This is a genomic window from Amycolatopsis sp. NPDC023774, from assembly GCF_040639695.1.
GTDB lineage: Bacteria > Actinomycetota > Actinomycetes > Mycobacteriales > Pseudonocardiaceae > Amycolatopsis.
In genome coordinates this window covers 129,721-152,906 of record NZ_JBFAAJ010000013.1, presented here as the reverse complement: position 1 = coordinate 152,906, position 23,186 = coordinate 129,721, and the positions used below count along the sequence as shown (strand labels likewise).

At 69.8% G+C, this 23,186-nt stretch carries 24 protein-coding genes, 1 tRNA gene and 3 pseudogenes; 13 read left to right on the top strand and 15 right to left on the bottom strand.

Annotation, left to right across the window (positions count from 1 at the left end):
- Positions 1 to 10: 10 nt before the first annotated feature.
- Complete coding sequence (locus AB0F91_RS26010; protein ID WP_360601345.1) at positions 11 to 565, bottom strand: isochorismatase family protein; 555 nt, start codon at positions 563 to 565, stop codon at positions 11 to 13.
- A gap of 74 nt (positions 566 to 639) precedes the next feature.
- Between AB0F91_RS26010 and AB0F91_RS26005 the strand changes: the two genes are divergently transcribed.
- The 3 genes from AB0F91_RS26005 (at position 640) to AB0F91_RS25995 (ending at position 4,926) form a co-directional block, all read left to right on the top strand.
- A complete protein-coding gene (locus tag AB0F91_RS26005; RefSeq protein WP_360601343.1) occupies positions 640 to 1,590 on the top strand; it encodes a Gfo/Idh/MocA family oxidoreductase in 951 nt (316 codons plus the stop codon).
- 582 nt (positions 1,591 to 2,172) lie between these two features.
- Positions 2,173 to 4,464 (top strand): DUF2339 domain-containing protein, encoded by a 2,292-nt coding sequence (locus AB0F91_RS26000; protein WP_360601341.1) that lies wholly within the window; start codon positions 2,173 to 2,175, stop codon positions 4,462 to 4,464.
- Between the two features lie 60 nt (positions 4,465 to 4,524).
- Positions 4,525 to 4,926 (top strand): pyridoxamine 5'-phosphate oxidase family protein, encoded by a 402-nt coding sequence (locus tag AB0F91_RS25995; protein ID WP_360601339.1) that lies wholly within the window; start codon positions 4,525 to 4,527, stop codon positions 4,924 to 4,926.
- A gap of 1 nt (position 4,927) precedes the next feature.
- On the opposite strand, the pseudogene AB0F91_RS25990 reads toward AB0F91_RS25995, so the two are convergent.
- Positions 4,928 to 5,491: pseudogene (locus tag AB0F91_RS25990) on the bottom strand (superoxide dismutase).
- A 330-nt stretch (positions 5,492 to 5,821) separates the two neighbouring features.
- Here AB0F91_RS25990 and AB0F91_RS25985 point away from each other — a divergent pair.
- Together AB0F91_RS25985 and AB0F91_RS25980 are read left to right on the top strand one after the other, a co-directional pair.
- A complete protein-coding gene (locus tag AB0F91_RS25985) occupies positions 5,822 to 6,325 on the top strand; it encodes a DUF6328 family protein (RefSeq protein WP_360601411.1) in 504 nt (167 codons plus the stop codon).
- Between the two features lie 460 nt (positions 6,326 to 6,785).
- A pseudogene (locus AB0F91_RS25980) lies at positions 6,786 to 6,914 on the top strand (IS30 family transposase); the annotation flags it as partial.
- 123 nt (positions 6,915 to 7,037) lie between these two features.
- Here AB0F91_RS25980 and AB0F91_RS25975 read toward each other — a convergent pair.
- Complete coding sequence (locus tag AB0F91_RS25975) at positions 7,038 to 7,535, bottom strand: Lrp/AsnC family transcriptional regulator (RefSeq protein WP_360601337.1); 498 nt, start codon at positions 7,533 to 7,535, stop codon at positions 7,038 to 7,040.
- Between the two features lie 311 nt (positions 7,536 to 7,846).
- Here AB0F91_RS25975 and AB0F91_RS25970 point away from each other — a divergent pair, with 311 nt between their 5' ends.
- From AB0F91_RS25970 to AB0F91_RS25960, 3 genes are read left to right on the top strand one after another with little or no spacing between them, the layout of a single operon-like run.
- Positions 7,847 to 9,391 (top strand): APC family permease, encoded by a 1,545-nt coding sequence (locus AB0F91_RS25970; protein ID WP_360601335.1) that lies wholly within the window; start codon positions 7,847 to 7,849, stop codon positions 9,389 to 9,391.
- Positions 9,392 to 9,401: 10 nt separating this feature from the next.
- Positions 9,402 to 10,199 carry a thymidylate synthase gene (locus tag AB0F91_RS25965; RefSeq protein ID WP_360601333.1) on the top strand — a complete coding sequence of 266 codons (798 nt, stop codon included), beginning with the start codon at positions 9,402 to 9,404 and terminating at the stop codon, positions 10,197 to 10,199.
- Entirely contained in the window at positions 10,196 to 10,654 is a 459-nt protein-coding gene (locus AB0F91_RS25960; RefSeq protein ID WP_360601331.1) for a dihydrofolate reductase, read from the top strand. Before AB0F91_RS25965 ends, AB0F91_RS25960 begins: the two co-directional genes overlap by 4 nt.
- Before the next feature lie 20 nt (positions 10,655 to 10,674).
- Here the strand turns inward: AB0F91_RS25960 and lysA are convergent, their stop codons facing one another.
- A complete protein-coding gene (gene lysA / locus AB0F91_RS25955; protein WP_360601409.1) occupies positions 10,675 to 12,012 on the bottom strand; it encodes a diaminopimelate decarboxylase in 1,338 nt (445 codons plus the stop codon).
- Positions 12,013 to 12,220: 208 nt separating this feature from the next.
- On the opposite strand from lysA, the gene AB0F91_RS25950 reads away from it, so the two are divergent.
- Positions 12,221 to 13,180, top strand: a complete 960-nt coding sequence (locus AB0F91_RS25950) for an RNA polymerase subunit sigma-70 (RefSeq protein WP_360601329.1) — start codon at positions 12,221 to 12,223, stop codon at positions 13,178 to 13,180.
- Positions 13,181 to 13,260: 80 nt separating this feature from the next.
- Here AB0F91_RS25950 and AB0F91_RS25945 read toward each other — a convergent pair whose 3' ends face one another.
- The 7 genes from AB0F91_RS25945 to AB0F91_RS25915 form a co-directional block, all read right to left on the bottom strand.
- On the bottom strand, positions 13,261 to 13,416 hold the full coding sequence (locus AB0F91_RS25945; RefSeq protein ID WP_360601327.1) for a DUF6307 family protein: 156 nt from the start codon (positions 13,414 to 13,416) through the stop codon (positions 13,261 to 13,263).
- Positions 13,416 to 13,601 carry an RGCVC family protein gene (locus tag AB0F91_RS25940; protein WP_360601325.1) on the bottom strand — a complete coding sequence of 62 codons (186 nt, stop codon included), beginning with the start codon at positions 13,599 to 13,601 and terminating at the stop codon, positions 13,416 to 13,418. The genes AB0F91_RS25945 and AB0F91_RS25940 overlap by 1 nt, the downstream gene beginning before the upstream one ends.
- On the bottom strand, positions 13,598 to 14,647 hold the full coding sequence (locus AB0F91_RS25935) for an acyl-CoA desaturase (protein ID WP_360601323.1): 1,050 nt from the start codon (positions 14,645 to 14,647) through the stop codon (positions 13,598 to 13,600). Before AB0F91_RS25935 ends, AB0F91_RS25940 begins: the two co-directional genes overlap by 4 nt.
- Positions 14,648 to 14,822: 175 nt before the next feature.
- Positions 14,823 to 15,725, bottom strand: a complete 903-nt coding sequence (locus AB0F91_RS25930) for a dihydrodipicolinate synthase family protein (protein WP_360601321.1) — start codon at positions 15,723 to 15,725, stop codon at positions 14,823 to 14,825.
- A gap of 58 nt (positions 15,726 to 15,783) precedes the next feature.
- On the bottom strand, positions 15,784 to 16,386 hold the full coding sequence (locus tag AB0F91_RS25925; RefSeq protein WP_360601319.1) for a dihydrofolate reductase family protein: 603 nt from the start codon (positions 16,384 to 16,386) through the stop codon (positions 15,784 to 15,786).
- A complete protein-coding gene (locus tag AB0F91_RS25920) occupies positions 16,383 to 16,844 on the bottom strand; it encodes a dihydrofolate reductase family protein (protein WP_360601317.1) in 462 nt (153 codons plus the stop codon). Before AB0F91_RS25920 ends, AB0F91_RS25925 begins: the two co-directional genes overlap by 4 nt.
- 105 nt (positions 16,845 to 16,949) lie before the next feature.
- Entirely contained in the window at positions 16,950 to 17,420 is a 471-nt protein-coding gene (locus AB0F91_RS25915; protein WP_360601316.1) for a heme-degrading domain-containing protein, read from the bottom strand.
- Positions 17,421 to 17,506: 86 nt separating this feature from the next.
- On the opposite strand from AB0F91_RS25915, the gene AB0F91_RS25910 reads away from it, so the two are divergent.
- Complete coding sequence (locus AB0F91_RS25910; RefSeq protein ID WP_360601314.1) at positions 17,507 to 17,917, top strand: hypothetical protein; 411 nt, start codon at positions 17,507 to 17,509, stop codon at positions 17,915 to 17,917.
- Between the two features lie 1,090 nt (positions 17,918 to 19,007).
- Here the strand turns inward: AB0F91_RS25910 and AB0F91_RS25905 are convergent.
- A complete protein-coding gene (locus AB0F91_RS25905) occupies positions 19,008 to 20,240 on the bottom strand; it encodes a M20 family metallopeptidase (protein ID WP_360601312.1) in 1,233 nt (410 codons plus the stop codon).
- A 76-nt stretch (positions 20,241 to 20,316) separates the two neighbouring features.
- Between AB0F91_RS25905 and AB0F91_RS25900 the strand changes: the two genes are divergently transcribed.
- The 3 genes and pseudogenes from AB0F91_RS25900 to AB0F91_RS25890 all read left to right on the top strand — a co-directional run bounded on the left by AB0F91_RS25900 (position 20,317) and on the right by AB0F91_RS25890 (position 21,380).
- The gene (locus tag AB0F91_RS25900; protein ID WP_354864834.1) at positions 20,317 to 20,799 is read left to right on the top strand and encodes a tRNA adenosine deaminase-associated protein; all 483 of its coding nucleotides are present in this window, start codon (positions 20,317 to 20,319) and stop codon (positions 20,797 to 20,799) included.
- Between the two features lie 23 nt (positions 20,800 to 20,822).
- A pseudogene (locus tag AB0F91_RS25895) lies at positions 20,823 to 21,248 on the top strand (nucleoside deaminase); the annotation flags it as partial.
- Positions 21,249 to 21,293: 45 nt separating this feature from the next.
- Positions 21,294 to 21,380, top strand: a tRNA-Ser gene (locus AB0F91_RS25890).
- 52 nt (positions 21,381 to 21,432) lie between these two features.
- On the opposite strand, the gene AB0F91_RS25885 is transcribed toward AB0F91_RS25890, so the two are convergent.
- From AB0F91_RS25885 to AB0F91_RS25875, 3 genes are all read right to left on the bottom strand, one after another.
- The gene (locus AB0F91_RS25885) at positions 21,433 to 21,855 is read right to left on the bottom strand and encodes a hypothetical protein (RefSeq protein ID WP_360601310.1); all 423 of its coding nucleotides are present in this window, start codon (positions 21,853 to 21,855) and stop codon (positions 21,433 to 21,435) included.
- 358 nt (positions 21,856 to 22,213) lie between these two features.
- A complete protein-coding gene (locus tag AB0F91_RS25880; protein WP_360601308.1) occupies positions 22,214 to 22,786 on the bottom strand; it encodes a hypothetical protein in 573 nt (190 codons plus the stop codon).
- Positions 22,786 to 23,085: a hypothetical protein gene (locus tag AB0F91_RS25875; protein WP_360601306.1), complete on the bottom strand. Its 300-nt coding sequence runs from the start codon at positions 23,083 to 23,085 to the stop codon at positions 22,786 to 22,788. The genes AB0F91_RS25880 and AB0F91_RS25875 overlap by 1 nt, the downstream gene beginning before the upstream one ends.
- Positions 23,086 to 23,186 lie beyond the last annotated feature (101 nt).

Here is a 23,186-nt window from a genome sequence, read left to right as displayed (position 1 = left end):
CTCGCTCCGGTCAGGCCGTGAAGTCGACCTCCTCGGTGGTCACCGTGCCGGCTTTCCGGCCGGGCGCCGTGTGGTACTTCCAGTACAGGTTCGTGTGCGCGATGACCTTGTCGGGCGTCGGCGCGCCGTACTCGGAGAGGTCTTCGGTGGTGTGCGCGTCGCCGACCAAGGTGGCGTCGTAGCCGCGCACGATGGCGCCGTGGAGCGTCGAGCGGATGCACTCGTCGGTCTGCGCGCCCGAGACGAACAGACGCCCGATCCCGCGCTCGGCCAGCACGGACTCGAGGTCCGTGTCCTCGAACGAATCGCCGTACGCCTTCTGCACCAAGGCTTCCGAGTCGTGCCGGACGAGTTCCGGTACGTACTGCCACTTCTCGCTGTCGCGGGGCATCTCGTCGCTGTTGTGCCGCACCCAGACCACGTCGACGTCGGCAGCGCGCGCCTTGTCGACGAGTGCGCCGATGTTGGCGACGACCTTGTCGCGCTCGTGGGCGTGGTCGACCACGCCGTTCTGCACGTCGATCACGAGCAGGCCGGTCTTCGGGCGGTTGACGAGCGTGGTCATGGCGCCTCCTCCGTTCGGTTGGGTCGATGGTATTTCTTCGGTCCGACAGTTTCGGGTGAGAACGTGGAGGACGCATGCTGCGCTGGGGAATCATGGGTACGGGCGGCATCGCCGGTGCCTTCGCGGAGGACCTGAAGCTCACCGATTCCGGCTTGGTCGCCGCCGTCGGCTCGCGCAGCCGGGAGACCGCCGACGCGTTCGCCGACCGCCTCGGCACCCCCACCCGCCACGGCAGCTACGAGGCCCTGGCCGCGGACCCGGACGTCGACGTCGTCTACGTCGCCACCCCGCACCCGATGCACCACGACAACGCCATGCTCGCGCTGTCCGCCGGCAAGCCGGTACTGGTGGAGAAGCCGTTCACGATGAACGCCGACGAGGCCCGTGCACTGGTCTCCTTCGCCCGCGAACGCGGACTGTTCCTGATGGAAGCGATGTGGACGCGCTTCCTGCCGCACATCCACCACGTCCGCAGCCTGCTCCCGAAGCTCGGCGACATCGTCACCGTCTCCGCCGACCACGGCCAGTGGTTCGCCGAGGACGCAGCCTTCCGCCTCTTCGCCCCCTCCCTGGGCGGCGGCGCGCTGCTCGACCTGGGCGTCTACCCGGTGTCGTTCGCGTCGATGATCCTCGGGACGCCCTCGCGGGTGGCCTCGATCGTTTCCCCGGCCTTCACCGGCGTTGACGCCCAGACGTCCATGCTCTTCGGTTACGACAGCGGCGCCCACGCGGTCCTCAACTGCGCCCTCCGCGCCGCCTCGGCCACCACGGCCTCCATCGTCGGCACCGACGCCCGCTTGGACATCGAAGGCGCCTTCTACGCCCCGGCCTCCTTCACCGTGACCCCGCGCGGCGGCACCCCCGTCCGCCACACCCACACCGACCCCGGCCGCGGCCTCCGTCACCAGGCCGACGAGGTCGCCCGCCTCCTCGCGGCCGGCGCGCTGGAAAGCCCACTGATGCCGCTCGACGAAACCATCTCGATCATGGCGACGATGGACGAGGTGATCGCCCAAGCCGGCTGACGGTCTCCGGGGCGGCCCGCCGGCCGAGGCGGCAGGCAACCCGGCTGCGAAATGTGGCTTGCGTGCACGCCATCGCTTGACCTTCGCCGTCGGCCGCGGAATGGACGGTAGCCGGCGCGCGACCTCACCCCGGGGCTTGTGGCCTGGCTGCGTGAGGCTCGGCGGTGGTCCAGCGCCTCGCGAGCCTGCGGCGCGCAGTTGCTCCATGCGGGCGTTCTCGGGCAGGAGGTCGCCGTGGTTGTGGAGGGAGAGGTCGATGAAGCTCCCTGCCGCGCCGCGTAACTGCCCGAGCACCGACCTCAGCTCACGGCGCCGTTCGGGCCGGGTCCGCGCCTGTGCGAGCCGTTCTTGGTGCGTCCGGAGGAACGTCGCCGCGCCCGGTTCGTGCGGTCGCCGTGCCTCGGCCAGCCCGGCGAGATCGGAGAGGTGAGCGAGGTCGTCCAACAGCTGATCGTCCACGCCACTCCTCGTTGCCGGGCCTTCGTCGCGAAGACCAGGGCGGGGTGATCGCAACCGTCCCGTGTCCGGGGTTGAGTAGTGCTACGGATCCGATCACCACCACCCATCCCCGACCCTGACCGCATGACCACGGACGCCGCCACGCTGCACCGCCTCGCCGACGCCCTCGACGACCTCGGCCGGCACATCACCGCCGTCGGCACCGAACTCCGCACCGCCGGGGCGCCCGGCACGTCGACCGCGGACCCGGCCTCGCCGGGCGGGCCGGTAAACCCGCTGGCCAAGCCTGCGTCCCAGCCGTCCGCGCCGTCGGGCCAGCCGGGGATACCCGGCGAGACGCAGCCGTCAGCTGCGGTCCAGAACCCAAACCAGCCCGGACAGGCGGACCCTTCGTCGGCCGCTGCGCAGCCGCAGGCCACCCCGCAGCCGGCCGACACCCCGCAACCGGCCGCACAAGCTCGGTCCAGTCTGCTGCAGTCGGGCGCTTCCCAGCAGCGGGAGGATCCGGCTGCCTCGCATCCGGTGTCGTCCGGTGCAGCTCCGCAGCCGACCGAGCAAGCCGGACTGCACCAGCCGCCCCAGGCGGGCCCGCAGCCATCGCACGCCGAGGAGGGCCCGCAGCTGGCCGCACAAATGCGGTCCAGTCCGCTGCAGTCGGGTGCTTCGCAGCAGCAGGACCCGGCTGCCTCGCGCCTGGTGTCGTCCGGTGCAGCTCCGCAGCCGGCCGAGCAAGCCGGACTGGACCAGCCGCCCCAGGCGGGCCCGCAGCCACCGCACCCCCAGACCGGCCCGCAGCCGTACTCGCCCTACGGCCCGGCCTACCAGCCCTACCCAGGCCCCTACGCCTACCCGGTGCCACTCGCACCCCAGCCGTACGCGCAGCAGGCCTACCCCGAGACCAACCCCTTCCCGCCCTACACGCCGCCGCTCACCCTGAGCGAGCGGCTCGGCAAGGAGGGCGCCGGGTCGCGGTTGCTCGCGTGGGTCGGTGGGGCCGTGACGTTGCTGGGTGTCGTGCTGCTGCTGGTGCTCGCGGTGCAGCGCGGGTGGTTGGGACCGTTGCCGCGGGTGCTCGTGGGTGCCGTGTTCGGCGCGGCGCTCGTGGGCGCGGGGGCGTGGCTGCATCGCAAGCCGGCGGCGCGCACCGGTGCGTTCGCCCTTGCCGCGACAGGGATCGCGACGCTCTACCTCGACGCGATAGCCGCCACCTCCCTGTACGAGTTCCTGCCCGTCCCGGCGGGGCTCGCCGTCGGGCTCGTGACCGCGGTGGGCGGGTTGTTGCTCGCCGTCATGTGGGATTCCCCTCTGCTCGCCAGTTCCGTCGTCGTCGCGTGCGGCGTGTGCGCACCCGTGATCACCCAGGGCTTCACGCCGGAACTCGTGACCTTCTTGCTCATCATCCAGATCGCGACGGTGCCCGTCCAGTTGCGACGGTCGTGGTGGTCCCTTTCGCTCACTTCGGCGATTCCGCCCTTGACAGCGTCGCTGATCGGCACTGCGCTGCACACGCAGAACACCGGCGTCGCGGTCGCCGCAGGTTTCGTGAGCGCAGCGATTTCGCTGATCATGCTGCGCCACAAGGAAAACGATCCGACCTTGCTGGCCGTCCTCGCCGCCGCGCCACTGCCCGTGCTGGCCGCCGCGGTGGTGCTTCCGAAGACGCAGGCCGCGCTTTTGGCGGGTGCGGTGGCGGTTGTCCTTGTCGCGACATGGCCGTTCGTGCGCGGCCAAGCCGGCACTGTCGCGGGTGTCGCCGGTCTGGTCGCCGCTTTGCAGGCCACCGTCACGGAATTCGACGGGGGTGCGGTGCTGCTCGGCGAAGCCGTGGCACTCGCGTTCGCCGCTCGCTACACGAAGAACCGTTTCGTGCTAGGGGGTTCGCTGGCATTCGCGGTGATCGGCGGGCTCGTCGCGATCGTCGAGGACGTCACGCCGGCGCTGCTCGTCGTCCCGCGCCAGCACACGACCGCGGACCTGCTCGCCGCTCTCGCCGCGGCCGCGCTCATGCTGGGCGCCGCGATCGCGTTGACCTGGGTCGCTGTACGTCTCGAAGTCCTCAAGCCCGGCAAGCTTTTGCCGTGGCTTCCCGGTGGTCTCGCAGCCCTCTACGGCGCAGCCGGCCTGGTCCTGTGCGTGGCGCTCCTGGCCGTTCCCGGCCGGTCGGGTTTCCTACTGGGCCACGCGTTGATCACCGTCTCCTGGACGGTCACCGCCCTCATCCTGCTTCTCCGCGGTATCGCTGTCGTCGCGCTTCGCGTCGTGGGTCTGGTGTTGGTCGCCGCCGCGGTCGCGAAGCTGGTGCTGTTCGACCTCGCGGCGCTCGACGGGCTCGCCCGAGTGGGTGCATTTCTCGGCGCCGGTCTGGTTCTTTTGCTTGCAGGGAGCCGATATGCGCGGATGGTCGCCTCGCGCTAGCGGAAACTGTCGGTGGGTTGTGGTTCTCTTGATCTCACCACTTCCGAGGGGAGATCGAAGATGCCGTATACACCCGACCCGAACCTGATCAAGCGCGCCGGCGAGCCCGTGGGCTGGCTGACCACCATCACCCCGAAGGGACGCCCCGCACCACGCCCGGTGTGGTTCGTCCTCGACGGCGACGACATTCTGGTGTTCAGCCAGCCCGACACCGCCAAGCTCCGCCACCTTGCCGCCAACCCGGAGGTGAGTTTCCACCTGAACAGCGACGAAAACGGCGGCAGTATCCTCGTCGTCAACGGCTGCGCCCACGTCGACGACGGCAAACCCTCCGAAGCACCCGGCTACCTCGACAAGTACGAGCCGTCCTACGCCGGCATCGGATACGCCGACGCGGCCGCGTTCGACGCGTCGTTCTCCGTGCGCGTCCGCATCGTCCCGGAGCGCTCTTGGGGGTTCTAGATCAGAAGGCGACGTCCAGGCAGGCCAGCCGGGCGCCCGCCGTGCCGGCGTGATCGGGGTCGGTGTGCGTGTGGGTTTCGTGGATCACCACGGAGTGCGCGCGTCGTGAGCCGAACTGTCAGTCCACAGTGGACTTGGCATGGCCTGTGCCGAAGCGGTCGGTGGTGAAGTCGAGCCAGATCTCGTTGCGCGGGTTCGCGTAGGCGGGGTCGACCGAAGGCTTCACCGGGTCCCGCGTGTGCTGGAAGTGGGGGCCGGCGTCGTCGCCGGTGGCGCCGCACGCGTTCGCGTGGGCGTGGGCGCCGTACTGGTGGTTCGGCAGCAGGCCGGTGGCGACGAGCGTGGTGCCGGTGGCCCTCGCCGACATGCCGAATACGTGGGCCTGCGCGCCGCCCGGGACGAGGTCGGTGCGGTAGGTCACGGCGTGGGCGCCAGGGTCGTACCCGGTGAAGGTGCCGTGCGCGGAGGTGAAGTGCACCGGGGTTGCCGCTGCGGCGGTGGCGCTGGGCAGGCCGGCCAAGCCGGTGACTAGAGCAACAGAAAGGAGCGTGGGAGCGATTCGCATGGTCATTCTCTAGCCAGCGCGCGGACTGCGGCGCCATGGGCGCCATCCGAACGTGTGAGCACTTCCTCCGTCGTGGGCAACGTCGGGTTAATCCTCCACGGGCCGGTCGGCCAGGTTCGTGGGGAGGACGGGGTCTGGCGGTCGGGCTTACTGTTTCGGCACGAAGCCGACTCTGGAGCCCATCCGATGACTGACCGCGCCGAGCACCGCCGAGCCAACCCGTCCTCCGCCGACCCCGCAGGAGCCGAATTCCGCCGTGGGGCCGGCTCCGGCTCGACCACCGACGGTGCACCGCCGGTGGACGCCGCCCAGGTCATCGACAACCTCGACGTGGAGCACACGGGGGAGACGCGCAACCAGAAGCTGCAGCGCAACGTCGGCGAGCTGCTTCAGGAGCTGCGCGTCGCACAGGCCGGGGTGCAGATCCTGTTCGGGTTCTTGCTGGCGGTCGTGTTCACGGACCGGTTCCAGGCGGCCAGCGGGCTCGAGAAGATGCTGCACCTGGTCGCGGTGCTGCTGGCGGTCGCCGCCACGGCGCTGCTCACCGCGCCCGCGGCGTGGCACCGCCTGCTGTTCCGCACGGGCCGCCGCGACGAAATCCTGCGCGTCGGCAACCGCGTCGTGCTCGCCGGCTTCGGCTGCCTCGCCGGGGCGGTCACGCTGACGGTCGCCCTCATCGCGAAGGTCGTCTACGGCACCCCCGCCCTCATCGCGGCGGGCGGCTTCACGGTCCTGCTGTTCGGCTTGCTGTGGTTCGTCGTGCCCCTCCACCTTCCCAAGGACGACTCAGTCCCGACCGCACCGCCTCGGCAGCAACGCGACCGGCAGGGCTGAGGGGCCGGCGGGCCGTGCCCGCGGGCTGGCCGGGCCGCGCGGCCTGCTGTTGAGGGCTTGGGCGTTGGTGGGCGGCGCCGCGAGCCTTGCGGGTGCCGGGCCGTGCTGCGGACGATCGCGGCCGGGTTGCGGCGGCCGGTCTCGACGATCAGCCGGGAATGGGGCCGCAACCGGCAACCGGACGGAACCTGGCAGCCTCACCGCAACCGATCAGATGGCTGCGAGCCCGTCCCAAGACCCGCAGACTCGCCGCGGATCCGGTGTTACGGGCGATCGTTCAGGACGGGCTGACCCAGCGGTGGAGCCCGCAGCACCTCACCCACACGCTGTGCCGCGACGATCCTGACCGGCTGGAGTGGCCGGTGACCTGCGAAACGAGCTATCAAGTCGGCGCTACCCCAACCGCGCCGTCCGTGACGCCCTCGTCACCGCGATCGCCAGCCTGTCGGCGCAACCGCGGCGGTCGTTGACGTGGGGCCAGGGCACCGAAATGCACCTGCACCGTCAGTTCACCCAGGCCACGAACGTGCCGGTCTATTTCTGCGATCCCCACGCGCCCTGGCAACGCGGCAGCAACGAGAACACCAACGCAGCCACACCCCAGACGGTCAGCAGAGCCGGAAACCCCGCCTCAACCACCCGGACACAGCAGACGCAAAAGCCCGGAACTGAGGCGGGGGCCCGGCCTCATCCGAGAAACGCGGAGAAAACCTCACACGGTCAGGTTGCCCCACGCGTAGTTCTGCTTGGCCAGCTTCAGGTACACGAACAACTCCGTGGACGTCACCCCGGGGATGGGGCGCACCTGGTCTCCCAGGACGGCCAGCAGGTGCTCGTCGTCGCGGCAGATCAGTGAGGCCAGGAGGTCGAAGCGGCCGGCGCAGAGGACGACCTGGTGGACGTCGGCGAGGTCCGACAAGCGGTTGGCGACCTCGCGCGGGTCACCGCTCACGGTGATGCCGATCATGGCCTGGCGGGTCAGATCGACGTTTTCGGGGGCCGTCACGGCGACTATCTGCATCATGTCGTCGCGCAGCAGGCGTTGGACGCGCTGGCGCACCGCGCCCTCGGAGAGTCCGACGGCTTTGGCCAGCGCGGTGAACGAGGCGCGGCCGTCGCTCTGGAGCAGGGCGATCAAGGTTCTGTCGGTGCCGTCCAACGCCTTCGGCGGGCGTTGCTCCTCGATCTTCGTACGGTTTCCGTCACCCATGCCGTCCCTCCCTGTGTTTCGGCATGTGATTCCTTAGGCGCGCAGCGTATCTGCCCTCGCGCCGGAACAGGAGTTTGTTCCGGGATCCACGCGTTTCCCCGACCAAGCCGGCGACGACGGCGAAATCGGTGGTCAAGACGCCATTGAGGTGACGTTTTCGGCGCGCGGATGTGCGCCGGCGCACACGGGGTGCCGGGCCTGGGCGCCTACCCGGTACCGTCTGTCGGCCGTAAAAGGCCCGGAAAGACCCGGAAGGCCTAGTGAAGCCCAGCGGCTCCGACCAAATCCCACCCCCATAAGGAGGATCAGTCATGTCCGAAGCCGTCGCGCTCAGTGCTCGCCCCGCTCCGGCCGTGCCGGCCAAGGGCCTCCGCGCCGGGGCGCTGGGCATGGTGTCGGCGATGGTCATCGGGATGTCGTCGACGGCCCCGGCGTACTCGATCGCCGCGACGCTCGGCTTCATCGTGCTCGCGGGCGCCGGCTTGAAGGCCGCCGCGTTCATCCTGTTGTCGTTCATCCCCGTCCTCTTCGTGGCCGTCGCGTTCCGCGAGCTCAACACCGCCGAACCCGACTGCGGCACCAACTTCACCTGGGCGACGCGCGCGTTCGGTAGCCGCGCGGGCTGGATGACGGGCTGGGTGGTCACCGTCGCGCAGCTGCTGGTCATGAGCAGCCAGTCTGCGCTCACCGGCCGCTACACGCTGCTCCTGCTGGGCGCCGACAGCCTCGCGGACAACCGCGCCGTGACCACCGCCATCGGCTGTGCGTGGCTGCTCGCCCTCTGCTACCTGTGCTACCGCGGCATCGAGGTGTCCGCGCGCGCCCAGTGGGTCCTGCTGGGCATCGAGCTCGCCGTGCTCGTCGTCTTCTCCGTCGTCGCCCTCGTCCGCGTCTACGAGGGCAGCGCCGGCCCGCAGGCAACCCACCCGCAGTGGAGCTGGCTGTGGCCCAACGGCGTCAGCCTGGGCACGGCGGTCTCGGCGGTGCTGCTGGCCGTGTTCATCTACTGGGGCTGGGAAAGCTCGCTGTCGGTCAACGAGGAGTCGGCCGACCCGCGCCGCGCGCCCGGCCGCGCCGCCGTGCTCTCGACCGTGCTGCTCGTGCTCAACTACCTGCTCGTGACGGTCGCCGCGCTCGCGTTCGCCGGCGTCGGGGAGAGCGGCATCGGCCTGGGCAACGAAGCCAACTCCGAAGACGTGCTGGCCGGCCTCGGCGGCGCGGTGTTCGGCGGTTCGGGGCTAGGCAAGGTGATGGGCCTGCTGCTCATCGTTTCCGTGCTCACCAGCGGCGCCGCCACCAGCCAGGCGACGATCATGCCCGCCGCGCGCACCACGCTGTCGATGGCCAGCCACGGCGCGCTGCCCAAGGTCTTCGGCCGCGTGCACCCGAAGTACCAGACGCCGTCGGTCTCCACCTGGACATTCGGGCTCGTCTCGCTCGTGCTCTACGTCCTTCTCGCGGTGTGGAGCGACAACGTGCTCTCGGACTCCGTCGACGCCGTCGGCCTCACCATCGCGATCGAGTACACGATGACGGCACTCGCGTGCGTCTGGGTGTTCCGCAAAACGCTGCTGGCCGGCGTGCGTCACTTCGTCCTGCGCGGGGTGCTGCCGTTCGCCGGCGGGGTGTTCTTCCTGGCTGTGCTGGTGCTCGCCGTGATCGAATACGCGAAGCCGGATGCGGGGGAGACCACCGTGTTCGGCATCGGCGGCGTCGCGGTGATCGGGGTGGTGTCGATTCTGATCGGGTTCCCGCTGATGTTCGCCGTGCACCGCGCGTGCCGGGAGTTCTTCGCCGGCCGCCGTCTGCCCCGCGGTTCGGTGAGCCGCGGAGGCGAGTCGATTGAAGAAGCTTAGGCTCGTGGGCATGCCGGACACACAGTACGAAGACCTGCTCCGCCACGTGCTCGACACGGGCGCCCGCAAGCAGGACCGCACCGGTACCGGCACGCGGTCGATTTTCGGGCACCAGCTGCGCTACCGGCTGGCCGACGGGTTTCCGCTGGTCACGACCAAGAAGGTCCACTTCCGCTCGATCGCCTACGAGCTGCTGTGGTTCCTGCGCGGCGACTCCAACGTCTCCTGGCTGCAGGACAACGGCGTCACGATCTGGGACGAGTGGGCCTCCCCCGAGGGCGACCTCGGTCCGGTCTACGGCGTCCAGTGGCGCTCGTGGCCGACCCCGGACGGCGGGCACGTCGACCAGATCAGCGAAGTGCTCAAGACGCTGCGCGAGAACCCCGATTCACGGCGGATCATCGTGTCCGCGTGGAACGTCGCCGACATCCCGCGGATGGCGCTGCCGCCGTGCCACGCGTTCTTCCAGTTCTACGTGGCCGACGGCGAGCTGTCCTGCCAGCTCTACCAGCGCAGCGCCGACCTGTTCCTCGGCGTGCCGTTCAACATCGCCAGCTACGCCCTGCTCACGCACATGATCGCCGAGCAGGTGGGCCTGCGCGTCGGCGATTTCGTGTGGACCGGTGGCGACTGCCACATCTACGACAACCACGTCGACCAGGTCCGCACGCAGCTCGCGCGCGACGCGCGGCCGTTCCCGACGCTGAGCCTGAAGCCGGCCGCCAGCCTGTTCGACTACACCTACGCGCACATCTCGGTCGACGGCTACGACCCCCATCCCGGCATCAAGGCACCGGTGGCGGTGTGATCGGGCTGGTTTGGGCGCAGTCGGCCAACGGCGTGATCGGTCGCGATGGTGCGCTGCCGTGGCAGCTGCCGGAGGACATGAAGCACTTCCGCGCGTTGACCTCGGGCGCGACCGTGCTGATGGGCCGCCGCACGTGGGAGTCGCTGCCGCCCAGGTTCCGGCCGTTGCCCGGCAGGCGCAACCTCGTGTTGTCGAGCACTGAGCAGGACGGCGTCGAGACTTTCCCGGACCTGTCGCGGGCGCTCGCCGCGGTGCCTGGCGACGTGTGGGTGATGGGCGGCGAAGCGGTGTACCGGGCGGCACTGCCGTTCGCGGACCGGATCGTGGTCACCGAGATCCAGGAGCACTTCGAGGGCGACACGTACGCGCCCGAGGTCGGGCGGCCGCCGGACTCCACGGGCGCGTGGCAGGAGTCGACGACGGGGCTGCACTACCGGTTACTGACCTGGGGCTGAAGGCCGGCCACCGGCAACGTTCAGCAGCGCCGCAGCAGGTCCTCCTCGGTTTCGCGTGGCACGAGCAGCTTCGCAAAGCCGTTGCGCACGCCGATGAGCGGCGGACGGCCCACGAGGTTGTAGTTCGAAGCCAGCGAGTGGTGGTACGCCCCGGTGCACGGCACGGCCAGCAGGTCGCCGGCGTGGACGTCGTCGGGCAGGCAGACATCGTCGGCCAGCACGTCACCCGACTCGCAGTGGCGGCCGACCACGGTCATCGGCGTGCGCGCGGCCTTCGTGTGCCGGCCGACGAGGCGCGCGGTGTAGCGGGCGCCGTACAGGGCGGGACGCGCGTTGTCGCTCATGCCGCCGTCGACCGCGACGAACGTCCGGCTGCCGCGCTTCACCGCGCACACCCGGTACACCGTGATCCCGGCGGGGCCGACGATCGCGCGGCCGGGCTCGATCGTCAAGCGGGGCAAGGGAAAGGCGTGCGATGAGCATTCGTACGCCAGGGCCACGCGCAACCGCCGCGCGTAGCCGTCGAGGTCGAACGACGCCTGGCGATCGAGGTACGGCACGGCGTGGCCGCCGCCGAGGTCCAGCTCGCGCAGGGTGACGCCGTACTGGTCACGCACGCGCACCAGCACGTCCACCATCCGCCGCGCGGCCTCCTCGTACCGGTCGACGCGGGAGACCTGCGAGCCGATGTGGCAGTGGAGCCCGACCAGCCTGAGCCCGGGCTGCGCGAGCACGGCGGCGACGGCGCGGTCCACATTGTCGCGGACGTCCGGGCGCAGCGAGAAGCCGAACTTCTGCCCTTCGGTGCCGGTGGTGATCGCCGCGTGCGTGCCACCGGAGACGCCGGGCGTCACGCGGATCATCACCTGCTGTGCGCCGTGGGCCAGCGCGCCGAGCTGCTCGATCTCGTCGAGTGAGTCGAGCACGATGCGGCGCACGCCGTATTCCAGCGCGGCCTTGAGGTCTTCGGGGGTTTTCGCGTTGCCGTGCAACAGGATGCGCTCAGTGGGGAAGCCGACGGACCGCGCGACGGCGAGCTCGCCAGCCGAACACGTGTCCAGCGACAGACCCTCCTCGGCCACCCAGCGCAGCACGGCGCGCGTACACAGCGCCTTGCTCGCGAAGGCCACTTCTGCCTCGGGCAGGACGCGGCGGTAGGCGCGCGCGGTGTCGCGCACCTGTGCCTCGTCGATGAGGTACGCCGGGGTGCCGAACCGGTTGGCCAGGTGGCTCACGGGAGCACCCGCGAAGATCAGCTCACCGCCTTCGCCGAGGCAGGTGCTGCGCGGCCAGAGTTCCGGCTCGAGATGGTCGGCGACCTCACAACCGAGGCTGGGGAGGAGCTCGCTGAGTGTCACGGTGACCTCCAGGCGATGGGCGAATTCGGACACCGTCAGCACACTGCGGTGGTGTTCGATTCGCTCCGGCCGTGAACACCACCCTGACGCTCCGCCCGGCGGCGCTGACACGTTCTTAACGTGCGAGTAACTTCGGCCACATTCGCGTTGACCTGCGAAGAGTCGATTTTTCCCGCCACGGCCGGTCTCATGGGACATGGTTGAAGAGATGACGGACTTCGCGACCGAAACCGAGACGCACCGCCACGAGCTGCGGGTGCACTGCTACCGGCTGCTGGGTTCTTTCGACGAGGCCGAGGATCTGGTGCAGGAGACGCTGCTGCGCGCGTGGCGCGGCCGCGGCACCTACGACGGCCGCGCCGGCCTGCGCGCCTGGCTGTACCGCATCGCGACGAACGCGTGCCTGGATCACCTCGCCGGGCACCCACGTGAGCTGCCCGTGCTCGACTTGCCGGCGGCGCGCGGTTCCGACCTGGCACCGCGGCCCGACGTCGCGGTGCCGTGGCTGCAGCCGGTACCCGATGACGTGCTCGGCGAGGTGGTCGCGCGCGAAACGGTGGAGCTGGCGTTCCTCGCGGCGATCCAGCACCTGTCCCCACGGCGTCGTGCGGCGGTGGTGCTGCGTGACGTGCTCGGCTGGTCGGCCCGCGAGACGGCGGCCGCGCTCGAGACGACGCCGGCGTCGATCAACACCGCCGTGCTGCAGGCGCGTGCGGCGCTGAAGGAGCACCTGCCGGCGCAGCGCACGGACTGGTCTGCCGAGGGCAGCGACGAGGAACGCGCTGTGGTGGCTCGGTACATGGCGGCGTTGGTGGATCACGACGAAGAGGCGTTCGCCTCGCTGCTGCGCGAAGACGTCCGCTGCAGCCACGCCCCGGGTGCCGGCGGGCACGTCGGCGCGGAGCCGGTTTGGTACGCGGGCCGCGAGACCGTGCTCGAAGGCTGGGCGCCGGCGCTGCGCGGCCCGGACGCCGTCGCTTTTCACGTGCTGGCGACGCGGGCCAACGGCCTCCCGGCGCTCGCGACCTACGTCCGGCTCGACGGTGAGTTCCGGGCGTTCGGGCTCAACGTGTTGCGAATCGCGCGCGGGAAGGTCGCTGAAGTGACGACGTTCTCACCGGTGGTGTTCGAGCTGTTCGATTTCTCGCAAGCATTGCCACTCGGGTAACGCTGGTCAGCGTCCGGCGCGGGAACTCGAGGCGCGGCACCGCGATCTCGTTCGCGGCGCCGACGCTCGGGTTCGTCCGGTCAGCGCATCTTCTCCGGAACAGTGTCCAGCGCGTGCACCATCTGCACGGCCAGCTCACGGGCTTTTTCGTCGGAGAGCTCGGTGTTGTCCAGCACGATCTTCTTCACGCGCTCGACCCGGGTCTCGTACCGGCTCGGCAGGGCAGTGGCAGTCATCATCGTCCTCGGTGTTCGGCTTTTTTCGCGGCGCCGCAGACGCAGCCGCGCTCGGTGTGGCCGACAGCGGTCGCCGCGCAGTACCTGCGGGCGATCACGTCGTGTTCCTCGAGCGGGTGCGGGCAGCTGGGGCAGGATGTCTCGGGCCGGACCTCGGTCGGCGTGTCGTGTTCGGCGGCGGTCATGACGTGGCCGGCTCCGGCGTGCGCTCGCGCAGGGGAGCGCCGACGGAGTGGAGGTGTTCGAGCACGTAACCGTAGGAGCGCGCCCAGCCGCACTGGGCGTAGGAAATCCCGCGGCGGGCGCAGAACTCGCGCACGATCACCTGCGCGTGCTTGAGGTTCCCGCGGGCCATGCTCGGGAAGAGGTGGTGCTCGATCTGGTAGTTGAGGCCGCCGAGGGCGAAGTCGACGACGGCGCCACCGCGGATGTTGCGCGACGTCAGCACCTGCTTTCGCAGGAAGTCGAGCTTGTGGCCCGCCGTGAGCATTTCCATGCCCTTGTGGTTGGGCGCGAACGAACATCCCATGTACAGCCCCCACAGGAACTGGTGTACGACAATGAACACCAGACCCGTCAGCGGTGACAACACGATGAACACCGCGGCCAGGTACGCCACCAGGTGCCCGATCAGCAACGCCGACTCGAGTTTGTGCCGGCGCATGTCACCCGCCCACACGGCGCGAACACTCGACACATGCAGGTTGAGGCCTTCGAGCAGCAGCAGCGGGAAGAACAAGAACGCCTGGTACTTCGCCACCCAGCGCAGAAACCCGCGCTTATCATGGCTCTGCGCACGCGAGAACGCGAGCGCGGCGATGTCGACGTCGGGATCCTCGTCCTCGTGGTTCGGGTTGGCGTGGTGGCGGTTGTGGGAGGCGATCCACCAGCCGTAGCTGAGCCCGGTGAGTCCACCGTGGACGAGTCCGGTGGCGTCGTTGGCCTTGCGGCTGGAGAAGATCTGCTTGTGCCCGGCGTCGTGGCCGATGAAGGCCAGCTGCGCGAACATCATCGCGAAGAAGGCAGCGAGGAAAAGCTGCCACCACGAGTCTCCGAGGAACGCGAACGCCACCCAGCCACCCGCGAAGGCGGCGAGGTTGAGGCCGATGCGGATGCCGTAGGCCACGCGACGGCGCTTCAGGAGGCCGGCGGCTTTGACCAACCGGGAAAGTTCGGCGAAATCGCTTCCGGTGGACGGTTCTGTGGTGTCGAAAGTTGAGGACGAAGTCATGCCAGCACCGCTCTGGTTCAGGCGAATCGCTTGTCCAGCGACGGTTTCCGGCCACGACGGGTCCGGGTCCAGTCCGGGAGAAGGGCGCTGGGGCCTGGCCGCGGTGGCACCGCGGCCTCTACCCACCCTCTCACCCTTGGCTTGCGAAGGCAATTCCCACCGGCGTCGAGAAACTTTACGAAAGTCCCCACGACGACAGCAGGCTGAAAATCTGCTCGCGCTCCGCCGCGGTCAGCAGCCGGCTCGGCGGGCGCACGTCGGGCCGGCACAGGCCGAGTTGCGACAACGCGTCCTTGACGACGCTCACGTTGTTGGCGTTGTGTTCGGCCGCGCGCAGCTGTTCGAACGGCCGGACCAGCTCCCACAGCCGCATGGCACCGGCGAAATCGCCTTCGCACAGCCGGGCGAACAGATCGAGCGACATGTGCGGCGCGACGTTCACCAGCCCTGACGTGAACCCCTGCGCACCCACGGCGAAATAAGCCGGCGCCGAAAGTTCGGCCAGCCCCGCGATCCACACGAACCGTTCGAGGCCGGCGTCACGCGAAACTGTCGCAAAACGCACCGGATCTGAGACCGCGTACTTCACACCGATCACATTCGGCGCCGCGTCGGCGAGGCGCGCGAGCTCTTCACCGCCGATATCGGGGTTGCGCACGTACAGCACCACGCCCACCTCCGGCACGGTCGACGCGATCGCGCGGTGGTACTCGATCCAGCCCTCACGCGAGACGTACGGGTGCACCGGCTGGTGGATCATCACCAGGTCGGCACCGGTGTCGCGCGCGTGCCGCGCCGCCTTCACGGCCGTGCGCACGTCGTGCCCGACGCCGGCCAGCACGCTCGCTTCCCGCGCCGCCTTCACGGTGACCTCGACGCACAGCCGGGTCTCGTGCTCGTCCAGCGCGTAGAACTCGCCGGTGTTGCCGTTGGGCGTGACCACCTCGACGCCGCTGGTCACCAGACGCTCGACGAGCCGGCCGTACGTCTCCGCCTCGACCCCGCCGCTCCCGTTGAACGGCGTCACGGGAATCGCGACGACGCCTGCCAGTCGCCGTTTCTGCTGTTCGAACGCCACTGGTGTGTCCGATCTGATATATGATGTGTCGGCAAAGAGGGTAGCACGGGGTGTTGGGTCAAGCGTCCTGATCTTCGGGTCGGACGGTCCGGTAGACCTGCACGGAGACGCCCTTGCCGGTCGTGCGGTGCTCGACGAGCCGCAGTGACCGGCGCGGTGTTCCCGGCGGGAACAGCCGTTGTCCCTTTCCCAGCACAACCGGGAACACCCACACGCGGTGCTCGTCCACCAGGCCGGCGGCCATCAGCGTCTGGAGCAGATTGCCACTGCCGTGCACCTGCAGCTCGCGTCCGGGCTCGGCCTTGAGCTCGGTCACGGCCCGCACGGCGTCGTCGTGCAGGAACGCGGTGCCCCGCCACGACGAGCGTGTGAGCGTGCGCGAGGCGACGTACTTCGGGAGGGAGTTGAGCGGACCCGCCACCGGGTCGGAGCCGCCGACCGAGGGCCAATAGCCCGCGAAGATCTCGTACGTGCGGCGTCCGAGCAGGAACGCGTCGGCGCGCGAGAACCAGTCGGCGGTGTACTCGGCCATCACCGCGTCGTAGTACGGCGTGAGCCAGCCACCGAGGTCGAAGCCGCCGCGCGGGTCTTCGGTGGGCGTGCCCGGGCCCTGCACCACGCCGTCGAGGGAGACGAAGGTGGTGGCGGTGAGCGTGGTCATGCCATCGACCCGAACGTCGGCGCGCCAGCGGCGGCGTACTCCTGGATGACGACGCCGGTGCTCGTCGCGCTCGTCGACAGGGGACGCAGTGCGAGCGGGTGGGCGCCGGCGGGGAACAACGGGTGGCCTTCACCGAGGACGACGGGGAAGACGAGCAGGCGGTACTCGTCGACGAGGTCGTCCAGCTCGGCCACGAGGCTGCCGCTGGCGTGGAGCTGCAGCTCGCCGTCGTAGCGCGTCTTCAACCGGCGGACCTCGGTGGCGAGGTCGCCGGTGACGACGTGCCGGGGCAGGTCACCGGAGCTCGGGCAGTAGTCGGCGACGTCCCTGACCTGCAGGAACGCCGACGCGCGGCGTTGCCAGCGGGCCAGGGCCGCGCCCATCTGCGCGTCGACGTGACCCGGTCCGCGCACCACGCCGTCCAGGGTCAGGAACGCCGTGACGGTCAGCTTGCCCATCGGTCGTCTCCCTCGTTCGTCGGGTGTGTGGTGAACCGTCGAACGAGGGATGGGCCGAATCGACAACTTCTTGTGCGCGGGCTACCGGTTTTTGTGCGGAGTTTTTCAGCCGGCGAGGAACGCGGCGAGCTGCTCGACCACGAACGCGTGGTCGTCGGCCTGCGGCAGGCCCGAGACACCGACCGTGCCGATCGGCCCGACGTCCTTGACCAGCACCGGGAACACACCGCCGTGGGCCGCGTAGAGGTCGGGGTCGAGGCGGGAGTCGGCCTCGAAGCTGCTGCCCTTCGCGCGGAACTGCGTGCCGACGAGGAACGAGCTGTGCCCGTAGCGGTCGACGACGCGGCTCTTGCGATCGATCCACGCGTCGTTGTCGGCCGATGTTCCTGGAAGTGCGGCGTGGAACAACCGCTGTCCGTTTCTGCGCACGGAGATGGTGACGGGCAGGGCGCGTTCGCGCGCCGCGGCGAGCAGGTGCTGGCCGAGCGCGAGGGCGGTCTCGTTGTCGAACCGGGGGAACACCAGCCGGCTCTCCTGCTCGAGGAGCTCCTGGATGAGCTCGGTTTCGGTCGTCATGTCGCCTATTAAATCAACGCTGTTGTTTAATTGCCACCGCGTGGCGCCGCGAGATCTGCGGTGACCTGACGAGCTACTTCGACTTCTTGCAGAAGGTCGTTTCGGTCCCCGTGCTGCCGGACGCGACAGCGTTGCGCGCCGAAGCGGACCCGGACGCAGACGAAGCTACCCAAGCCGGCGCCCCGGTGACGGGACAGCAGACGATGCCGGAAGAGGAACGCTGGACGGCTCCGGCGCGGGCGCTGCCGTATCAGCCGGTGGCTGTTGTTTCGGTGGGCGCGGGGTCGCTGGCGCTGCGGGCGACGTACCACGGGGCGGCTGGATGGCAGTTGGCTTCTTACGCTTATCATGCTGGTGGGGTTTCGCAGCGGCTCGACGTTTCCGGTGGTGGTTCGGCCTCTGGGAAGATTGCTTTTATGGTTCTTGTGACGTTTCTGTTCATGGGCCGAATGAATTTGTGGTGGAGGATTCCGGGGATTCGTCGACCGCTTGAGTAGAGGTCGAGGCTGCCATTTCGGGGCCGGCCGCGCACCCGGTTTTCCAGCTCGAAGTGACGAATTCATTGTCCCGCTCGGCGACGTTGACGATGAACGGCCGTCCCGGTTTTGTCGTGGGCTCGCACGGTTCGCGCACCGTCGGCATCGACGCGCTGGCTGACAAATTCCGGCTGGTACGACGTGCGGCTGTCGCTCGTCGGGCACCCGGAGTGGCACCGGCGGTTCACCGGGCACCTGGAGAACGGACAGCCGAGCCGGACGGCTTGACGTGGCTGCGCGGGGGGACGGTTCGCTGGGCGAACGGTCCCCCCGCGCCGAACTCGAGCTTGACTGGGCCTTTCTCACAGCCTGAGCGCGCGAACCGGACTGCCCGCGCCCAGCGTTCAGGCCTGACTGGACCGCTCGCGCGCCGGTTGCGGCGTGAGTGGACCTTTCGTGCACAGCGTGCGGGTGCGAGCGGACCTTTCGCGCAGCATCGAGGTGTGACCGGACCACTCGCGCGGTGACTGCGACGCGACTGACCTTTCGCGCAGCGCGAAAGTGCGATCGGGCCTTTGGCGCGCAGGCTGCGGGGGCGGCCGGACCGCTCGCGCGGCGGTTGCGACGCGACTGACCTTTCGCGCAGCGCGAGAGTGCGATCGGGCCTTTCGCGCACAGCCTGCGGGTGCGGCCGGACCGCTCGCGCGGTGACTGCGACGCGACTGGACCTTTCGTGCGCAGCGTGCTGGTGCGACCGGGCCTTTCGCGCACAGCATCCAGGCGCGACCGGTCCACTCGTGCGCAGCGCACGGGCGCGACCGGGCTTTTTGCGCACAGCATCCAGGCGCGACCGGTCCACTCGCGCGCTGGCTGCGACGCGACTGGACCGTTCGCGCCGTCGATCGAGCGCGAGCGGTCCCGTCGCGGCGCAGCGAGCGTTGGCGAGGGGACCTTTCGTGCCACAACAGCCGGAGCGAGTGGTCGCTTCGTACCGGCCCCGACGCCACGAGCGGTCTCCTCGCGTCGCCGTGGCTGTGGCGAGGGGACCGTTCGCGCTCAGGAACCGCCGCGACCGCTCCGTTCGCGTGGTGAAACGCGCGACCGGAGCCCCTCAGCCTCGCAAAGCATTCAACGCGAACGCCGCATACATCGCCACGCCGGCCGGCATCGCGGACTCGTCGAACACCACCCGGTTCGAATGGTTCGCCGGAGCGTCCGAGGGCGACACTCCCGGCGGGCAGGCCCCGAGGAACGCGAACGCCCCCGGAACACGTTGCAGGACATACGAAAAATCCTCCGCCCCCATGATCGGGTGCGGGATCTCCTGGACATTCTCCTCGCCCAGTACCGTCGCGCCCAGGGCCAGTACCTCGGCGGCCACCCCGGAGTCGTTCACGGTCGGCGGATAGCCCGGGTCTATGTCGGCCAAGACGCGGCACCCGTGGGCCGCGCCGATGGACTCGCAGACGCGCGGCAGCTCGGTCCGGACCACGGCGCGCGTGGCTTCCGACAGGGTGCGAATGGTCCCTTCGAGCACGGCGGTCTCGGGGATGATGTTCGTGGTCGTGCCGGCCTCGATGCGGGTCACGGAGATCACTGCGGGGTCGAAGACGCCGATGCGGCGGGTGACCATCGTCTGCAGGGCGCCGACCATCGCGGCCGCCGCGGGGACGGGGTCGAGGGCGTCCTGCGGGGCGGACCCGTGGCCGCCGCGGCCGGTGACCTCGACGCGGAAGCTGTCGGCGGAGGCCATCATCGCGCCGCCGCGGACCTGGAGGAGGCCGGTGGGCGTGTTGGGCATGATGTGGAGGCCGAAGGCGCGCGAGACGCGCGGGCCGGCGGCGTCGAGCACGCCCTCGTGGATCATGAAGCGCGCGCCGTGGTGGCCTTCCTCGCCGGGCTGGAACATGAAGACCACGGAGCCGGCCAGCGAATCCACCCGCGAGGCCAGCAGGCGGGCGGCCGAGGCGAGCATGGCGACGTGGGTGTCGTGCCCGCAGGCGTGCATGGAGTCGTCGACCTCGGAGGAGAACTCGAGGCCGGTGTCCTCGTGCAGCGGCAGCGCGTCCATGTCCCCGCGCAGCAGCACGGCCGGGCCCGGGCGTGCACCACGCAGCACGGCGGTGAGCGACGTCGTGGCGCGGCCTTCGGTCACGGAAAGAGGCAGGTCGGCCAAGGCCGACCGGATGGCTTCCTGCGTCCGGGGCAGCTGGAGCCCTCGCTCCGGCCGGCGGTGCAGGACGCGGCGCAACGAGACGGTGCGGTCCTGCAGCTCCCGCGCGGCGTCGAGCAGCCCGTCGAGGCGGGTGTCCGGGAGAGTCGGCAGGTCGGTGGGTCCGGTCATGGCTCGATAGTGGCACCACGGACGCTTCGGGTGCACCGTGCGTGCGCTCGCATCGACGGCGGAATACGGTGTGCGCATGGCGGTGCAAGAGCCGGTCACGGGCTTCGCGATGGCAGTGGTCCGAGAAGACGGTCGGTGGCGGTGCAGTGCGCTCGATCCCGCGGCGCTCACGGAGCTCGACGCGGCGATCACCGAGCTGGGAAAACTCCGCTCGACCGGCGCGGCGTTCGGGCTGCTGGCGGTGGACGACGAGTTCTTCGTGATCGTGCGCCCGAGCCCGCGGGGGCCGTCGCTGCTGCTGTCGGACGCCGCGGCGGCGCTCGACTACGACATCGCCGCGGACGTGCTCGACGTCCTGCGTGTCGACCCACCCGACGAGGACGACGACGCCGTCTGGCCCGAAGGCGATCTCGACATCCTCGCCGATCTCGGACTGCCGGGCGGCGAGCTTGAAGTTATCGTCGGAGAGGTGGATCTCTACCCCGACGAGCAGCTCCAGATGATCGCCCAGCGCTGCGGCTTCGCGGCCGAGTTCTCGAAACTGCTGGACGAGCTCTGAGACGCCCGGCCGACACCGAAGCCGTGCAGGCGGCGCTCGAAGCCGCGCGCGGTCCAGGCGCCGATGTGCCCATCGGCGCCGTGGTGTTCGGCCCTGACGGAAGGCTCCTCGCCGCGGCCCGCAACGCCCGCGTCGAGCTCGGCGACCCCACCGCCCACGCGGAGATCCTCGCCCTGCGCGCGGCGGCCCGCGTCCACGGCGACGGCTGGCGCCTGGAGGGCTGCACGCTCGCCGTGACGTTGGAACCCTGCACGATGTGCGCGGGCGCCCTGGTGCTCGCCCGCATCTCCCGCCTGGTCTTCGGTGCGTGGGAACCCAAGACCGGCGCCGTGTCGTCCCTGTGGGACGTCGTGCGCGACCGCCGCCTCAACCACCGCCCCGAAGTCCACGGCGGCGTGCTGGCCCCGGAGTGCGCCGCGCTGCTCGAGACGTACTTCGCCACCCGCCGCCACCCCGCCGACGCCGTACCTTCAGCCTCCGGTATTGTTCTCGGCGGTGGCGTGTCCGAGCGGCCGAAGGAGCACGACTCGAAATCGTGTGACGGTTAATCCCGTCCGTGGGTTCAAATCCCACCGCCACCGCTCTTACCAGGCAGAACGCCGGGTGACCCGTGAAGGGGCGCCCGGCGTTCTGCTATCTGGTCTCAGATGTACCCGGTAGGCGGGCACCAGGACACCTTGGGAACGTCGTCGTCCTCTCGCTCATCGTCGGCCGGGTATCGACGGGGTGCGCGACGAGGGTCGAGTAGTAGGGCACCACCAGGGCGGTCTCGTGCCGCGCGGTCTGGGTCCGCATCGGCACCCCGGTGGACGCGGCGTGCTTGCCCTCACGGCCTTCCATGGGCACGAGCAGCGCGTTCGCTTCGCGCGTGGTGAGTGTCCGCAACGGGATGTCGGCGGGCTGGGTAGCGTCGTTCCAGGACCCGCCGGCGGTGACGATCTGAGGCGCGGCCGTGAACTTCCGCAACCCGGCCTCGATCCGTGCCATTGTCTTGTCCGACAACGGTTTGTCGCGGTCCCCGATGCGGGTAGTTATCTCGTCGGGTTCAAGGCTCATGCCGTCACGGCCGCGCCGTGGTGGCCGACGGTCGGCTGCGTGCTAAGAAATTTTCGCGTGATAGCCCGGACAATGTCTACGATCCGGCCAGTGAGCCTCGAATACGATGAATCAGCCGAATTGCTCCAGGTCGTGGTCCGATGTCAGGAAGATCCCGGGGTGATGATCAGGTTCGCCAACCGGCACTTTCCCGACGAGTACGGCGTGGCGTAGCCGCCGAACAGGTCGGTCATCGTGTACACAATGGGTGTCTTCGAAAGACAAATCCGATAGTTGCGTTCGGGTCGAGCTGTCGGCAGCGCAGCCAATCCTGGGGGCGTTCGTTGCCAGGGCCCGGGTCCGTCGGATCCCGGGAACCTCAGTCGAACGGTAGGACCGGCGTGCCGAAGGGCTCCAGGAACGAGATCGTCTCCATGATCGTCGACACCCCGGTTTCCACGGCCCGCACCACTGCCGCGCACGCCTCGATCACCGGTTGCACTGCTTCGGCCGAGCGGTCCCCCGCCAGGACCGCCACCGCGGACGCCTCGGCTGACCCCGCGACGCAAGTGACTTGAGCGGCCGTCTCCGCTGCGAGCCGGTCCAGCAGATCGGCCAAGTCCAGACCGACGGCGGCGGTGCGGGCGGCGGCTTCGGCGGCCTGCCGGTAGTGCACGTCGAGCTCGTCGGCGCGGGTGCGGAAGAGGGCGGCGGGCTCGCCGCCCCAGCGGCGTTCCGCGCGGTGGGCGCCGCTTTCGAACGCCAGCCTCGCGGTGACCAGGACGTCGCGGCCGGCCGAAAGGGTGCGAGCCGACTCGCGGATGGCGGGGGGCGAGCAGTCGATCTGCTGCAGCGCGGCCACGGGATCCGGGGCGCCGAGGCGCGCGCCGGCCTTCCGCAGCGGCTCGAGGGTCGCGGCGGCTTTCTCCAGGGCCGGGTGCAGGAAGGGCATCAGGTGAACAGCGCCGTCGCCACCGCGGGGCGGATCTTCTCCGCGTGCCCGCCCGCCGCCATGCGCAGGCGGCCGGCGAGGTCGGACGTGGCGTCACCGAGGACGCGAGCGTCGACGTCGCGTGCGGCCAACGCGGCTTCCCAGCGCGCGGCAAGCTCGCGCGCGGGCGCGGAGATGCCGAACGGCGTCGACTCCAGGCGCGCCTCGGCGAAGCGGCCGGCCGCCTGGTCGGCGTCGGCCGTGGCCTTGTCCAGCGCGTCGGCCGCGGCGCGCAGCCGCTCGCTCGTGGAGCTCGCCATGGGACCTCCCCTTCCCGGAACAAACCAGTTCAAGGTGGCCAGCCCCCACCTCGTCACCCTGTAGGGGGAGATCTAACCTCATCACGTCCAGTGTGGTCACT